The sequence below is a fragment of the Sphingomonas sp. DC1600-2 genome, assembly GCF_049897605.1.
Taxonomy (GTDB): Bacteria; Pseudomonadota; Alphaproteobacteria; order Sphingomonadales; family Sphingomonadaceae; genus Sphingomonas.
Genome location: NZ_JAFCWO010000016.1, coordinates 1 through 13120 on the forward strand (window position 1 = coordinate 1; position 13120 = coordinate 13120).

The window sequence follows — 13120 nt, forward strand, 5'->3', positions numbered from 1 at the left end:
CCGCCCGCCAGCAACTGGTCGAGAAGCTCATTCGGTATCGCAGGTTCTTTGCGTCGGGACATATGGGATCTCCTCTTTACCCATTATGCCCGCCCACACACGGAAATCCTGACAGTCCCACTTGCCCTTGACGAAAAAAACTCCCGCCGTATGCGCGCCACTGTCTCCACGACCAGCATCTCCCACGCGCCTCCGCCGCAAAGCGCGAGGCGTGAACCGCATTCGTTCAGGGGGCAATTTGGGAAGCCGATCAGCCCCGAACGGGGTCAATATTGCAGGCCGATTCACAGGCCCGATGCCCGGACCATCATCAACCAGCTCCCTGCCTGGCTACACTATTACAACGAGGTCCACCCGCACAAGGCGCTGGGCTACCGCTCCCCGCGCGAGTATATCCAACAAACCCGCGAGGCTCCGTCAGGCATTTAGGGAGCAACAACAGATTCAGATTTTCATCGCCTTGGGAAGCCCCCGTGAATCAGAGCCCGCGCAGGTTGGCATTAGCGCTGTTTGGCGGAAACAGACGTTCTGCCCTCTCCATCATTTTACACTGGATTGATTGTCCATGCCAAATGCCGCTATCGGGAGCACCCATGATATCTTCGCCCGTCCAGCTGATCCGCCCGAAGCGCCATGGCGATGCACGTGGCTGGTTCACCGAAGTCTATTCGGTCCCTGCCTTCGCCGCGCTCGGCATCGACTGCACCTTCGTCCAAGACAACCATTCGCTGTCTGCGTCCGCCTTCACCCTGCGTGGCCTACATTTCCAGATGCCACCGCGCGGCCAGGACAAGCTTGTGCGCTGCATTCGTGGACGGATTTTCGACGTAGCGGTCGATGTACGCAAGGGTTCGCCTACCTATGGCCAGTGGGTCGGAGCGGAACTCTCCGCCGAGAACGGGCATCAGCTGTTCATTCCGATCGGCTTCGCGCACGGCTTCATGACACTCGAGCCTAATTGCGAAGTGACATACAAGTGCTCCGATACCTATGCTCCTGACCAAGATGGCGGAGTTCGCTGGGACAGCATCGGCATCGACTGGTCGATCCCGAAATGCGTGATACCCAAATTGTCGGCTAAGGACCAGATTCAACCCATACTCGCCGACTTCGACAGCCCGTTCGACTATGACGGCACGCCCCTCGCTCCGCTCGCCTAAAGGACCACATCCCCATGCGCATCTTCGTCACCGGCGGGGCCGGCTTTATCGGCTCGGCGCTGGTCCGCCACCTAATCGAGAACACGACCCATGAGGTCCTGAACTTCGACAAGCTGACCTATGCCGGCACGCTCTCGACCGTCGAGCGGGTGGCAGACAGCAACCGCTATCGCTTCGTCCGGGGCGATATCTGCGATGCCGACGCCGTCCGCTCCGCGATCGCCGAGTTCAAGCCGGAGATCGTCACGCACCTCGCGGCGGAAAGCCATGTCGACCGTTCGATCGACGGGCCCGGCGCGTTCATCCAGACTAACGTTGTCGGCACCTATACGATGCTGGCCGAGGCGCGCGCCTATTGGCTGGGGCTAGACGCGGACGCCAAGGCGGCGTTCCGTTTCCACCATATCTCGACCGACGAAGTGTACGGCTCGCTCGGCGACACCGGCCTGTTCACCGAAGATACGCCCTACGATCCGCGTTCGCCTTATTCGGCGTCGAAGGCGGGCAGCGACCATCTGGTCAGCGCGTGGGGCCATACCTTCGGCCTCCCGGTGCTGATCACCAACTGCTCGAACAATTACGGGCCGTATCACTTCCCCGAAAAGCTGATCCCGCTGATGATCGCCAAAGCACTGGATGGCGAGCCGTTGCCGATCTACGGCAGGGGCGATCAGGTCCGCGACTGGCTCTATGTCGAGGATCATGTCCGCGCGCTGCAGGCGGTGTTCGAGCGTGGCGAGCCGGGCCGCACCTACAATGTCGGCGGGCATAACGAGCGGCAGAATATCGAGGTGGTGAGGACGCTCTGCACGATTCTCGACGAGCTGCGTCCGCGTGCCGACGGCAGGCCCTATGCGCAGCAGATGACCGAAGTCGCCGACCGCCCCGGCCATGACAAGCGCTATGCGATCGACGCAAGCCGCATCGGCGACGAGCTGGGCTGGACGCCCGCCGAGACGTTCGAGACCGGCATCCGCAAGACCGTCGAATGGTATCTTGCCAACGAGGATTGGTGGCGGCCACTGGTCGTAGCAAAGGCGGCCGAGCGTCGCGGTGTCGCGGCGTAGATCTATCGACATGTCGGAAAACACCATGACTCGTGAGATTCTCGTCACCGGTGCAAGCGGTCAGCTCGGCACCGAACTTCGTCGTGCCGCGCTGCCTGCAGGCTATGCGATCCATGCGCTCGACCGCGCGGCGCTCGACCTCACCGACACGGCGGCGATCGCGGCCAAGCTCGCCGAGCGGCCGTGGGCGGCGGTCATCAACGGGGCGGCCTATACCGCAGTCGACAAGGCCGAAAGCGACCAGGTCACGGCCTGGGCGGTCAACACGATGGCACCGGCCGCCTTTGCACGGGCCTGCGCCGTAGCCGGCATCCCGATCGTGCAGGTGTCGACCGATTATGTCTTCGCAGGCGACAAGGACGGTGCATGGGAGGTGAACGATCCCATCGCTCCGCTCGGCGTTTATGGCGCGTCGAAACTGGGGGGCGAGCTGGCCGTCCGCACCTCGCGCGCGCGGCATGCGATCGTGCGCACGGCTTGGGTCGTGTCGGCGCATGGCAATAATTTCGTCAAGTCGATGCTGCGCGTCGGCGCGACCCGCGACGAGCTGGGCGTGGTCGACGACCAGCACGGCAGCCCGACCAGCGCCGCCGACCTCGCCGCCGCGTTGCTGACGATCACGGTCCGCCTGATCGAGGATGACGCTGCACCGACCGGCATCTTCCACTTCAGCAACGCCGGCGCGGTCAGCTGGGCGGGCTTTGCGCGCGAGATCTTCGCCCAGAGCAGCGCACGCGGTGGCGCGGTCGCCGGCGTCAAGCCGATCGCCACCACCGATTACCCGACACCGGCACAGCGCCCTGCCAACTCGCTACTTAGCCATGACGCGATCCGCACTGCCTATGGCATCGAACCACGCGCATGGCAGGACGCCCTGAGCGAAATTCTCGACGAACTCATCGGAGCACCCAAATGAAGGGCATCATCCTCGCCGGCGGATCGGGCACGCGGCTTCACCCGGCGACGCTCGCGGTCAACAAGCAACTGCTGCCGATCTACGACAAGCCGATGATCTATTATCCGCTGAGCGTGCTGATGCTGGCGGGGATCCGCGAAATCCTAATCATCTCCAGCCCCGAATATCTCGGCAATTACCAGCGGCTGTTCGAGGACGGTTCGACCTTCGGCCTCGACATCCAATATGCCGAGCAACCCAGCCCCGATGGCCTGGCACAGGCCTTCACGATCGGCGCGGACTTTATCGGCGATGATAACGTGGCGCTGGTGCTGGGCGATAACATCTTTTTTGGCGCGTACCTGACCGACCTGCTGGCGAGCGCGGTCGCGCGGCCAACCGGGGCGACGGTCTTCAGCTATCGTGTCGAGGACCCCGAACGCTATGGCGTCGTCGAGTTCGGCGAGGGCGGCAAGGCGATCAGCCTGGAGGAAAAGCCCGCGCAGCCCAAGTCTAACCATGCGGTCACCGGCCTCTATTTCTACGACAACCGCGTCGTCGAGTTCGCCCGCAATCTGAAGCCTTCAGCGCGTGGCGAACTCGAGATCACCGATCTCAACCGCATCTATATGGAAGCGGGCGACCTGTTCGTCGAACAGATGGGGCGCGGCTATGCCTGGCTTGACACCGGCACGCACGACAGCCTGCTCGAGGCGGGCGAGTTCGTCCGCACGCTTCAACACCGCCAGGGCATCCAGATTGCGTGCCTGGAGGAAATTGCGTTCGAGATGGGTTTCATCAGCTCCGAGCAGGCGCGAGCGGCAGGCGAGCGGTTCAAGAAGACTGCCTATGGGCGAGCAATCTTGAAGGCGGTTGAGGGGTTGTAAACGCACGACCGGTTATGGTCGGTCGCGCCCAACCCGGCAATGTTTGGATGCCGAAGGGTAAACCCCGCAAACCTTCTAGGATTTCGTTGCGGCGCTGGCGCGTGGCCGAGGGCAGTGCGCAAAAAACGTCGCTGATCGCGCGTCGCTCAATCAGATCGGCCAAGCGCTGCGGCGGGCAAACCCGCAACCAGCTGCCCGCGCTCGATCGTCACGTCAACCAGCTCGTCGGTCGCGGCTACGCGCTCCACCTCGGTCATGCGCCGGGTTAGGAGCGTGCGACGCTCCTCATACCATTCGGAAAAACCGGACGGCACGGCTAAGTGCAGATCGCCGCTGGCACGCATGGCCTCGAAGGCGGGCACAGGCAGCAGGTAATCGTCGAGCGTTCGATAGGCGCGGCTGCCGTCCACCCAGATGTTGCCCGAGCCCAGCCGCTCGCGCAGGTGGACGATCACCGCGATCTCGTAAGCGCGCCGGTCAATAGGTCCTTCGACCGGCTGCATGACCTTGCGCCAGTGCGGCTTGACGAAGCTCGTCGGCACCCGCTTCGGCAGGACCGACCGCCCATCGCGGTACATCGTTCGTAGCGCCTCAACGGCGCCGAGCAGCGGATCGCCCGACCGCGCCGTGCGGAAAGCGAAGGCGGAGAGGAAGGTCGGCGCGAACCTCCGGACGGCAGGATAGCGTTCGACCACTTCCTCCAGACCGTCGTCGGCCGAGCGCGTGAGATCCTCTGCGAAGCGGATGCTGAGTTCGAGATGGTCCCAGCCCAGCCGGTCCTCGATCACCCGGAAGGCGTCGCGCCCGGTTGCGCGCGCACCAACAGGCGGCCGAGCCGGGCGTGGAAGCGGGCCGTGTCCTTCAGCATCCGTGCCTGGCCGAGCAGCCGGTCGGACCGGGTGCGGTCTGCACGGCGGAACAGCGCACCCACCATCTGTGTCCTAAATCGCGTAAACCAATATTATGGATGGCCGCCTACCCCCCATCCGTAATACATCGGTTTCGGACAGGCATGTCGATCGCGGAGACGCGCATTGTTTACATGGTACTGACCAAACGCCGCATTGATCCCGGTGGGGAATTCCAGCATTATGACGTGGCCCGGCGGATTAGACCAAGAAGCGCGTGGGCAAGGATTTGTATGAAGACACTTATCGCGATGGCCGCCCTTACGCTGACGATCAGCACCGCCGTGCAGGCGCAGACTCGTTCGGTTCGCGAAGCAGCGACCACCTATGGCGCTCGCCTGACAGCTAAGGGTCAGCCCGCCAATCTCAATGTGAACCGTATCAATAACCGAGTCATTAGCCGGGTCGACAGTCGGTTGAGCTTACGAATCGAACGGTATCGGCCCGACATCGCCAGCAACCCGACCGCCGCCTATCAAAAGCCTCTGGACGATCAATCCCGCGCCGCGCCACGGATTCAACCCATCCAGCAGCAATCGGGCGAGTAAGTACAATCAGGGCTAAATTCGCGCTTTTCACAGCGCTCTGAAAGAAACGCGTCGTCCCCCTCTCTTAAAGTGGGCAACGCCATCCTTTCATGCGTCCCTGACATCTATAATTGCGGGCGTATTTTGAAGAATCGAACTTTTCTTCTGAATGCCCTCAACAGATAAAAAAACGGCGGCTGTTACGCCGCCGTTTCCTTACCCAAAACCCGAAGGTTGGGAGAGATCAGTTGCTGCCGCTGGTTGCAGCAGCGATGCCGCCAGCTGCACCGGCAACGGCGAGAACGCCGATGATGATGCCAACCTGTGCGATGCCGTTCTTCTTCGACGATGCCTTGCCAACGCGGACCGACTTGCTCAGCGAGAGCGAAGCGGCCGGCTTCTGGGCCGATGCCACAACTGGCATAGCAACCAGCGACACTGCGGCAAGCGAGGCTGCGATCTTAGCGAGATTCATTGGTAACTCCCTGTCTTACTTAATGATGAACCTCGTGAGAGGCATTCACTGCAGTACTCGGTTTTCGGCTAGCACAGCCGCCGTCTCAAACAAACAAAAAAAACCTAAACTCGCCATCTTTTCTGGCAGTGCAGCAAAAATGCTGCACGTCGCCCATAGCGGAAGTCGGTGTGGATTTCCTTAATCGACGTCTGCTGAGGTCCCCAACGCCCCCTCGGTCGAAAGGATCCATCGCTCACCTGCCGCCAAAGCCAGCGCAGAGAGGCGTCCTGTCGCATAAGCGCCTGTATCGATGCCGATTCGATTCGGCCGCTCGACCACCTCTGGCGTTATTGTATGGCCGTGCACGATGCAGGTACCGAAATCAGCCTTCGACTTGATGAAGTCGTCCCTGATCCAACGGAGATCATTCGCCTTTTGATCGGCGAGCGCCACGCCGGGCCGAATTCCGGCATGGACAAAGGTATAGTCGCCGATCTCGATCCTGTCCTCCAGCTGTGCCAAAAAGGCACGGTGGCTGTCGGGAACGAGCAGGGAAAGGTCGCGCAGCACTTCGGTATAATCGGCGCGATTATACGCCGCCTCGTCCATGCCATAGCTCAAAATCGTCTCGTGCCCTCCGAAGCGGCACAGCAGGCGCAACGCGTCCACGCTCCCGTTCAGGGCTTTGAGGAACACTTCTTCGTGGTTTCCCATCAGCACGCGGGTGTCGATTTCGCTGCGCTGCAAGGCGATGACACGGTCGATGACGGCGGCGGAGTGCGGGCCGCGATCGATCAGGTCGCCGAGGAAGATCAGCGTCTGCTGGGCGGGGGAACGCGCGGCATGATCGGCCGCGATCGTGGCGAGCAGATCGTCGAGCAGATCGAGCCGACCGTGAATGTCGCCAATGGCATAGACGCGTCGCCCCTCTGGTATCTGGCGACGCGGCATGGACTTGGATTTCGACAAAATATTTCTAAGGCGTTCAAGCATATCCGAATTTCGGCAGGAAGGGCCCTGGATATCGCGCCCCGAGCGCGAGAGTGCCGCCGATAGAGGATGACCTGCTCTTGAACAACCGTTAAAGGGCTGCCGATGGTCTCAACACTGCGTGCCGGGCTGCGCCTTGCCCTCGTGGCGCTTCTGGTGGGTGCGGCCGCCCCGCCCCCGTCACAAGCGCCCTCCCCTGCTGCCTTCGAAGCGTTGCGCCAGGCAGACCTGCGCGTCGCGTCGGTCGGATATCGGCTGGCGACCGCCAATGCGGCGATCTGCCTCGATCACCAGCCGGGCCTTGGCCTGCAACTGCACAGCCTTGGCCAATATGGCGTGGACGCGCGCGCCGCTGCGCGCGCGGCGTTCGGGTTTGAAACGGGCGTCGCGGTCGAGGGCGTCGTGCCGGGATCGACCGCTGCCGCAGCAGGGGTGCGCCCGGGCGATTCGCTGGTCTCGATCAACGGCGCGGCGGTGTCGGCCGCGCTTCCGGGCGCGACGGCGCCGCCCTCCACCGCAGAACGCGATCGCGTCGAGACGCAATTGGAGCGGTTGCCGCAAGCCGCCCCGCTAACCCTCGGCGTCAAGCGCGGCGCACAGGAGCAGGCCATCGCTATTACCCCGGTGCCCGCCTGCCGCTCGGCGTTCGAAGTGTTGCTCGGCGCCGGGAACGATTCGGCAGCGGATGGCGCGATCATTCAGATCGATGCGGGGTTGCTCGATAGCCTCAGCGATGACGAGCTCGCGGTCGTGCTGGCGCATGAACTCTCGCACAATATCCTGCGGCATCGGGCCCGGCTCGAGGCCGCGGGGGCGCATTGGGGGATTTTGGCGGAGATCGGCAAAAATGGGCGCTTGATGGGCCAGGCGGAAATCGAGGCGGACCGGCTGAGCGTCTATCTGCTCGCCAATGCCCATTATGATCCGTTCTCGGCCGGTCGCTTCTGGCGGGGGGCCGGGCGCAAACTCGATTTCGGCATTTTGCGCAGCCGCATCTATCTCAGCTGGAAAGATCGCGCGGCGCTGCTGGATCGCGAGGCCGCGACTATTCCGACGGGCGCCGAGCTGCCCTACCGCCCGCCCCTGATCGACCTGGCGACGACGCCGATGACGCGTTGACCGTAGCGGTCGGGTCGCCTGCCCGTCAGCGTTGCTCGGGCGACGGTCCCCGCGTGCCTTCGACCAGGTCCCGGAATTCGGCCAGCGCCTGCCAATAGGAACGATGGCCGCGTTGGTTGGTGAAGTCGATGAACCAGTCGAGCGTCTCTTTCGGCCCCTTGATATACAGGCTGCTCTGCGGGGCCGGTTGCCGTCGGCGCCGGACGGGCGTTGCCCCCTGCCCTTCTGCCTGTCCTTCTACGGAATCGCCGCGGTCGACAAAGCCCAGCGCGTTGCCGCGCGCGATCGCCGCAGCTTCACGCGCCGGATCCACGCTTAGCGGCGCGCGGACGATCCCGCTCAGATCGAGCTTGGTCGGATCCCCCGCCCCTGTCGGCGCCGTCGCCTTCTTCCCGAACCCGTAGCCGCTCATGCCTGCATCTCCTGTTGCACCGCCTCGACCACCGCGCGCGCGACTTCGAGCGCGTTGCGGCGTGCGGCGGGCAGGCCGGCGGTCTGGCTGTCGCTCAGTTCGTCCAGCGTTGCCGAGAAATCGAAGATGTCGCGATACGCTGCGCGCTCGACCAGCGCTGCGGTCAGCAGCGGCAGCGCCGCGTCGTTGATCGCGGTGACGATGCGTTTGGCGGTCTTGGTCTCGATCGCGGCATTGTCGCGGCTGCGGACCAAGCGGAAAGGGATCGACCGCCCGAGCGCTTCGGCTTCTTCCTGGACGAGGGCGACCGCATTGGCGGCAAGTTCCGCGTCGATCGGGGAAAGGTTGAACGGGATCAACACCAGATGCGATCGGGCGAGCGCACGTGAGGTCATGCGCGACGCGGTGCCTTCGAGGTCGATCAACACGAAATCGTGCGATGCTGTGTATTGATCGATGACGCGGACCAGTTCGGATTCCTTCGGGCTGGCGATAATGTCGAACGGCAAGGCCTTGCCCTGCTCATGGCGCTTGCGGCCCCAGCCGGCGATGATCGCATTGGGGTCGGCGTCGATCACGGTGACCGCGGCGCCGCTCCGCGCCAGCTCGCTGGCGAGCACCAGCGTCAACGTGGTCTTGCCGGCACCGCCCTTGGGATTGGCCACTGAGATTGCTGGCATGATGCGCTCCTATACAGGCGGCGATGGATACAGCCCTCGCTGCAAAATGTCGATATCGCAATCGACACCATACGCATATTAAAATGCCAATGAATATGATTGCAATATCAATATGGATATCCATAGCGATATGCATACTGTAAAAAGAAGCGGGCGCAAAACTGCTACGGCACGCAAATCGCGGCCAAAAACGCGACCTCTCGGTGCAAGGGTACGCCGGGGCGACCGCCCTGCCCGTTGCTCCGGCACGTACCATAAGCGCAGCCAGCGCCCTTTTCCGCGTGAAAGCACGAACCGAAACGATGCCGCCTCGGCAGCACGGCCATTTTCCGTGCCAAAACCGGTCATATCCGGCTGCGCATCGATCAAACCGACGCTGCGAGCACGATCTGTGGGCGCTACGCGACCAGTGCGCGCCTACGGATGCCAATATTCGTGCTTTCGCACGGAAAACCCGCTCGGTGCCGCCAACGCTGTGGACACCGCCCCGCCACCCACCCATGCTCGAAGGGGTCAGAGATGAGTAGAGCAATGGACGACATATTACTCAAACAAGGCGATCTGTTCCAGCTGGCCAGCCCGCTTTATGGCGATGTCCAGGGGGAGCGGACCGTCGCGGAGTTCCCGTTCTTCGCTTTGTCGAAGAAGGCCCATATGACGCCGATGGTGTTCGAAAACGGCGATGCCCGGATCGAGATCAATCCGAGCAAGACCGGTGTCGCCACCATCTATGACAAGGAAATCCTGCTCTATATCGCCAGTTTGATGGCCGAGCGGATGGAGCGCGGCGAACAGGTCGACCGCGTGATGAGCTTCACCGCCAACGATTTGTTCCGCGTGACCAGCACCAACGCCTCGGCGCGCTCCTACACGTCGCTCAAGGCGTCGCTCAACCGCCTGCAGGGTACGCAGATCATCACCAATATCGAAACGGGCGGGGAGGGGTCGGACAGCGCCTTTTCCTGGTTGCTCAAGGCCGACATCAAATACGCCAAGCTGCCGACGGGCGAGCGCCGCGTGAAGCGGATCGAAGTGATGGTGTGCGACTGGCTGTATCGCGCGATCCTGGCCGATCGCCGGATCGCAGCCTATCATCTCGACTTCTTCAAACTCGGGCCGATCGAGCGGCGCCTGTACGAGCTGGCCAAGTTCAATTGCGCCGACGGGGAGGGCTTCGAGGTCGATATGGAGGCGCTGGCGGCGCGCGTTGGCTGTGCAACCGACAAGCGCGGTCTTGAATATTTCAAGAAACACCTGCGCGAGGTCGCCGAGCAGCAATCGCTGCCCGAATATGGGCTGACCCTGGTCGAAGAGAAACAACCGTCGCCAAGGGGAGGGCGCCCGCGGATCCGGACGCTGGTACAGTTTTGCGTCCGGCAGCCACCAAAACTGGCGCTTAGTGAGCCAAGCAATTGATTTGGTGCCCCTGATAGCTTTGGCGCGACCAATGCCCTGATATAGCCGACCTATGTCGGTCGAGCGATGCCGAGCCGCTTCATTTCGCGATAGACGGTTGACCGCCCGATCCCAAGCTGGCGCGCTGCTTCGGCTGGCGACACGCTTGCCGCGATAAGTTTGAGGGCCGCGTTTACCTTGTCGGCGTCAAGCGGCTGACGTCCCGGCCGTTTCCCCTTCGCCCGCGCGGCAGCGATGCCATCGCGAGTCCGTTCGGAAATCAGCCGACGCTCAAAATGCGCGATGGCCCCGAAAACATGGAAGATCAGCTCGCCGGCCGCAGACGACGTGTCGATCTTCTCCTCCAGGCTGAGCAGCGCAATGTCACGCTCGCGCAGCATGTGTACCGTTGTCAGCAATTCGCCCAGCGAGCGACCGAGACGGTCGAGCCGGACGATCGCCAGCGTGTCTCCCTTTCGCGCGTATTCCAGCAGCTCGGCCAGCCCCGGCCGATCCATGCTCTTGCCCGACATCACGTCAGTGTACACTCGGATCGCGCCAGCCTGTTCGAGCCGCAGCCGCTGCCCGGTGACATCCTGATCTCCGGTACTGACGCGGGCATATCCCAAAATACCGGTCATCGATCATGTCTCCCAAACGGTCGTTCTGTGGACGAACGCGCCGGTCCATCGCCAATGTCGCGAAAACCGTCCACAAACTACGTCTCTTTATCCCGCCCCGTCCAGGAACGACAAGTCCGTTTTGGGGACGATATCGGGGGAGGGCGCCTTCGAAAGCGGGCGTCGAAAATCCCTCAAGGGCCAAGTCGGTCCGCGCTGCGCCCGCACCGAGCACACCGCCTTCCCCAAAATGACTTTTCCGTGTGAAAGCACGAATCTTGGCGTGGTTTGCCGCGTCAAAGCACGATTCAGCCAGCTTGGCCGCAATCACGCGGCGGCCGATAACCCCCAATGCGGTTCTTCCAGCTGTCGTCCGCTCGATCGGTTTGCGCGACCGGGAAGAACTGCCCAATCGCCGGGAGCGACGATTGGTCACCATAAGGGGGTTTCCATGACTGGATAAAGGAAACCCGGCACGAAGGCCGGGCATCCCGATAGGCTCTACTCTAACACCCGTCGCCAAACGGGCATCATCGCTCAGAACGATTCGTTAGATATCCTATCCAGACTTTCGTCGCAAGGATGCGCGCTTCGCGCCACGCTCTTCCTTTGCCCGCATGGCCTCCATCAAAAGGGCTGTACGATGGCGACGATGACGGTTGGAGCAGCCTCGCTCCAGGCGCTGGGTGGGTTTTGTCTGCGCCGCCCGGCACAATCGGGCGCACCGCAACCGCGCGGCAGCCGGATCCTGCGCGGCAGCGTGGAGGCCGGCACCTTCGAAAAGAGCTTTTTCACGCCTCCAGCGCCCGGAGAAACCGACCGTATCCTGCGCGCCGCGCGCAAGGCGCTGGACGCGGGGCGCCGCTTGCGGCGCGATGCCCGCGCCGACGGGCGCCAGCTCACGCCGGTGGAACGCGGGCTCGCCTCGCTCACCAATGCGGCGGTGCGCGTGCTGGAGGAATTGCTGACGCTGGCGCGGCTCAACCGCGGGCAGGTGTTCCCGACCTATGATTATCTGGCCCAAGCGACCAGCCTCGGCCGCGTGACCGTCGCCCGCGCGCTGCATGTGCTTGACGATGTCGGCTTCATCGTGCGCCAGCGCCGCTTCAAGCGGGTGGCAGGGCAGGGGCCTGGCCCGCGCTATGAGCAGACATCGAATGTCTACCGCACCTTCCTGCCGCAGGCGGTGCTCGCCTATCTGCCGCGCTGGATGCGGCCGGCCCCCGTACCGGTCGATGAAATCCAGCGGCAGGCGGAGCGCATCGAGGAGCATCAGGCGATGCTGTCGCGGCTCGGCTGCCGCGATCTCGCGCTGGAGGTGGCAGGGGGCGCGCTGGGGCAGGCGCTGGCAAAACTGGGAGCAGCGATTGATCGCCGCGAGCGTGAGTTTCAAAATGGTTCGGAAATACTGAACGAATTAATTTGATAATCTGAGCTGACCCCCAGGCCGTGTTGACATAGTGGATCCCCAAACTGGATGATCTCTGATTTATGACAGGATCTATCGTTTATGTAAGTGAGAGTCATATGACTGACTCTAATCGTAGATCCTACGTCGCGTCCGAGGCGCTTTCCAGGGTTCATCGCGCTGGCGGCGTTCATACCGCACAGCAATTAATCCAAAAGGCCATCAGGGATCGAAGGTACTTTGCGTCGTAACATAATAGGGGATCTTTCTACCATTACGCCAACCCGTACACAAAATTCCTTACACTACCCACCCGAAGAGGTGATCGGTACGGTCACCTCTTCGTAATCGGCGGTGCGAGCACCTAGCAGCGGCTGCGGATGCGAGCGTTCGGCATCGAAGATATCAGCCAGCGGATCAGGTCGTCGCCGTCTCCTCGGTGTCTTCCGCGCGCTTGGCAGGAATGAGCCCGCCGAGAGCCGATGTCCCGTCGCCGCACTGAATCCGGCCTTGATCGACGCGATCGTGACCCCGTCGATATGTCTTGAGCTTCATGAACAGCCTCATCTGATGATCGGTGACGTGGCGACCAGAC

At 62.5% G+C, this 13120-nt stretch carries 14 protein-coding genes and 2 pseudogenes; 9 read left to right on the forward strand and 7 right to left on the reverse strand.

The features are described 5' to 3' along the window. Positions 1–291 precede the first annotated feature (291 nt). The 5 genes and pseudogenes from ACP7BL_RS16200 to rfbA all read left to right on the forward strand — a co-directional run. Positions 292–429: pseudogene (locus tag ACP7BL_RS16200) on the forward strand (integrase core domain-containing protein); the annotation flags it as partial. 164 nt (positions 430–593) lie between these two features. After that, on the forward strand, positions 594–1160 hold the full coding sequence (rfbC, locus tag ACP7BL_RS16205; protein ID WP_126849557.1) for a dTDP-4-dehydrorhamnose 3,5-epimerase: 567 nt from the start codon (positions 594–596) through the stop codon (positions 1158–1160). Positions 1161–1174: 14 nt separating this feature from the next. After that, positions 1175–2227 carry a dTDP-glucose 4,6-dehydratase gene (gene rfbB, locus ACP7BL_RS16210; protein ID WP_126849556.1) on the forward strand — a complete coding sequence of 351 codons (1053 nt, stop codon included), beginning with the start codon at positions 1175–1177 and terminating at the stop codon, positions 2225–2227. A gap of 25 nt (positions 2228–2252) precedes the next feature. Next, positions 2253–3143 carry a dTDP-4-dehydrorhamnose reductase gene (gene rfbD / locus ACP7BL_RS16215; protein WP_126849555.1) on the forward strand — a complete coding sequence of 297 codons (891 nt, stop codon included), beginning with the start codon at positions 2253–2255 and terminating at the stop codon, positions 3141–3143. Beyond that, positions 3140–4009 (forward strand): glucose-1-phosphate thymidylyltransferase RfbA, encoded by an 870-nt coding sequence (gene rfbA, locus ACP7BL_RS16220; RefSeq protein WP_126849554.1) that lies wholly within the window; start codon positions 3140–3142, stop codon positions 4007–4009. The genes rfbD and rfbA overlap by 4 nt, the downstream gene beginning before the upstream one ends. A gap of 185 nt (positions 4010–4194) precedes the next feature. Here the strand turns inward: rfbA and ACP7BL_RS16225 are convergent. Further along, positions 4195–4946, reverse strand: a pseudogene (locus tag ACP7BL_RS16225) (Tn3 family transposase); the annotation flags it as partial. Between the two features lie 204 nt (positions 4947–5150). On the opposite strand from ACP7BL_RS16225, the gene ACP7BL_RS16230 reads away from it, so the two are divergent. Then, positions 5151–5465 carry a hypothetical protein gene (locus ACP7BL_RS16230; RefSeq protein ID WP_185867748.1) on the forward strand — a complete coding sequence of 105 codons (315 nt, stop codon included), beginning with the start codon at positions 5151–5153 and terminating at the stop codon, positions 5463–5465. A gap of 223 nt (positions 5466–5688) precedes the next feature. Here ACP7BL_RS16230 and ACP7BL_RS16235 read toward each other — a convergent pair whose 3' ends face one another. Both ACP7BL_RS16235 and ACP7BL_RS16240 read right to left on the reverse strand, forming a co-directional pair. Beyond that, on the reverse strand, positions 5689–5919 hold the full coding sequence (locus ACP7BL_RS16235) for a hypothetical protein (RefSeq protein ID WP_126849552.1): 231 nt from the start codon (positions 5917–5919) through the stop codon (positions 5689–5691). A gap of 180 nt (positions 5920–6099) precedes the next feature. Next, positions 6100–6870: a metallophosphoesterase family protein gene (locus ACP7BL_RS16240; protein WP_426258817.1), complete on the reverse strand. Its 771-nt coding sequence runs from the start codon at positions 6868–6870 to the stop codon at positions 6100–6102. 126 nt (positions 6871–6996) lie between these two features. On the opposite strand from ACP7BL_RS16240, the gene ACP7BL_RS16245 reads away from it, so the two are divergent. Next, a complete protein-coding gene (locus ACP7BL_RS16245) occupies positions 6997–8010 on the forward strand; it encodes a M48 family metallopeptidase (RefSeq protein WP_299111128.1) in 1014 nt (337 codons plus the stop codon). Positions 8011–8035: 25 nt separating this feature from the next. On the opposite strand, the gene ACP7BL_RS16250 is transcribed toward ACP7BL_RS16245, so the two are convergent. Both ACP7BL_RS16250 and ACP7BL_RS16255 read right to left on the reverse strand, forming a co-directional pair. After that, positions 8036–8422: a hypothetical protein gene (locus ACP7BL_RS16250; RefSeq protein ID WP_033964001.1), complete on the reverse strand. Its 387-nt coding sequence runs from the start codon at positions 8420–8422 to the stop codon at positions 8036–8038. Then, positions 8419–9102 carry a ParA family protein gene (locus ACP7BL_RS16255; RefSeq protein ID WP_033964002.1) on the reverse strand — a complete coding sequence of 228 codons (684 nt, stop codon included), beginning with the start codon at positions 9100–9102 and terminating at the stop codon, positions 8419–8421. Before ACP7BL_RS16255 ends, ACP7BL_RS16250 begins: the two co-directional genes overlap by 4 nt. 531 nt (positions 9103–9633) lie before the next feature. Here ACP7BL_RS16255 and ACP7BL_RS16260 point away from each other — a divergent pair. Further along, positions 9634–10518, forward strand: coding sequence for a replication initiator protein A (locus ACP7BL_RS16260; RefSeq protein ID WP_126849313.1), 885 nt, complete (start codon positions 9634–9636; stop codon positions 10516–10518). Positions 10519–10568: 50 nt separating this feature from the next. Here the strand turns inward: ACP7BL_RS16260 and ACP7BL_RS16265 are convergent, their stop codons facing one another. Beyond that, positions 10569–11138 (reverse strand): recombinase family protein, encoded by a 570-nt coding sequence (locus ACP7BL_RS16265; RefSeq protein WP_126849314.1) that lies wholly within the window; start codon positions 11136–11138, stop codon positions 10569–10571. A gap of 622 nt (positions 11139–11760) precedes the next feature. Here ACP7BL_RS16265 and ACP7BL_RS16270 point away from each other — a divergent pair. Then, entirely contained in the window at positions 11761–12543 is a 783-nt protein-coding gene (locus ACP7BL_RS16270) for a helix-turn-helix domain-containing protein (protein ID WP_299111151.1), read from the forward strand. 399 nt (positions 12544–12942) lie between these two features. Here the strand turns inward: ACP7BL_RS16270 and ACP7BL_RS16275 are convergent, their stop codons facing one another. Next, positions 12943–13080 (reverse strand): hypothetical protein, encoded by a 138-nt coding sequence (locus ACP7BL_RS16275; protein ID WP_185867731.1) that lies wholly within the window; start codon positions 13078–13080, stop codon positions 12943–12945. Positions 13081–13120 lie beyond the last annotated feature (40 nt).

What these genes read in the sequence shown, in the direction of transcription:
- ACP7BL_RS16255 (WP_033964002.1), bottom strand. Translation starts at nt 9,102, where the DNA reads ATGCCAGCAATCTCAGTGGCCAATCCCAAGGGCGGTGCCGGCAAGACC.
- rfbC (WP_126849557.1), top strand. Translation starts at nt 594, where the DNA reads ATGATATCTTCGCCCGTCCAGCTGATCCGCCCGAAGCGCCATGGCGAT.
- ACP7BL_RS16245 (WP_299111128.1), top strand. Translation starts at nt 6,997, where the DNA reads ATGGTCTCAACACTGCGTGCCGGGCTGCGCCTTGCCCTCGTGGCGCTT.
- ACP7BL_RS16250 (WP_033964001.1), bottom strand. Translation starts at nt 8,422, where the DNA reads ATGAGCGGCTACGGGTTCGGGAAGAAGGCGACGGCGCCGACAGGGGCG.
- ACP7BL_RS16270 (WP_299111151.1), top strand. Translation starts at nt 11,761, where the DNA reads ATGGCGACGATGACGGTTGGAGCAGCCTCGCTCCAGGCGCTGGGTGGG.
- rfbA (WP_126849554.1), top strand. Translation starts at nt 3,140, where the DNA reads ATGAAGGGCATCATCCTCGCCGGCGGATCGGGCACGCGGCTTCACCCG.
- rfbD (WP_126849555.1), top strand. Translation starts at nt 2,253, where the DNA reads ATGACTCGTGAGATTCTCGTCACCGGTGCAAGCGGTCAGCTCGGCACC.
- ACP7BL_RS16265 (WP_126849314.1), bottom strand. Translation starts at nt 11,138, where the DNA reads ATGACCGGTATTTTGGGATATGCCCGCGTCAGTACCGGAGATCAGGAT.
- ACP7BL_RS16260 (WP_126849313.1), top strand. Translation starts at nt 9,634, where the DNA reads ATGGACGACATATTACTCAAACAAGGCGATCTGTTCCAGCTGGCCAGC.
- rfbB (WP_126849556.1), top strand. Translation starts at nt 1,175, where the DNA reads ATGCGCATCTTCGTCACCGGCGGGGCCGGCTTTATCGGCTCGGCGCTG.
- ACP7BL_RS16275 (WP_185867731.1), bottom strand. Translation starts at nt 13,080, where the DNA reads ATGAAGCTCAAGACATATCGACGGGGTCACGATCGCGTCGATCAAGGC.
- ACP7BL_RS16230 (WP_185867748.1), top strand. Translation starts at nt 5,151, where the DNA reads ATGAAGACACTTATCGCGATGGCCGCCCTTACGCTGACGATCAGCACC.
- ACP7BL_RS16235 (WP_126849552.1), bottom strand. Translation starts at nt 5,919, where the DNA reads ATGAATCTCGCTAAGATCGCAGCCTCGCTTGCCGCAGTGTCGCTGGTT.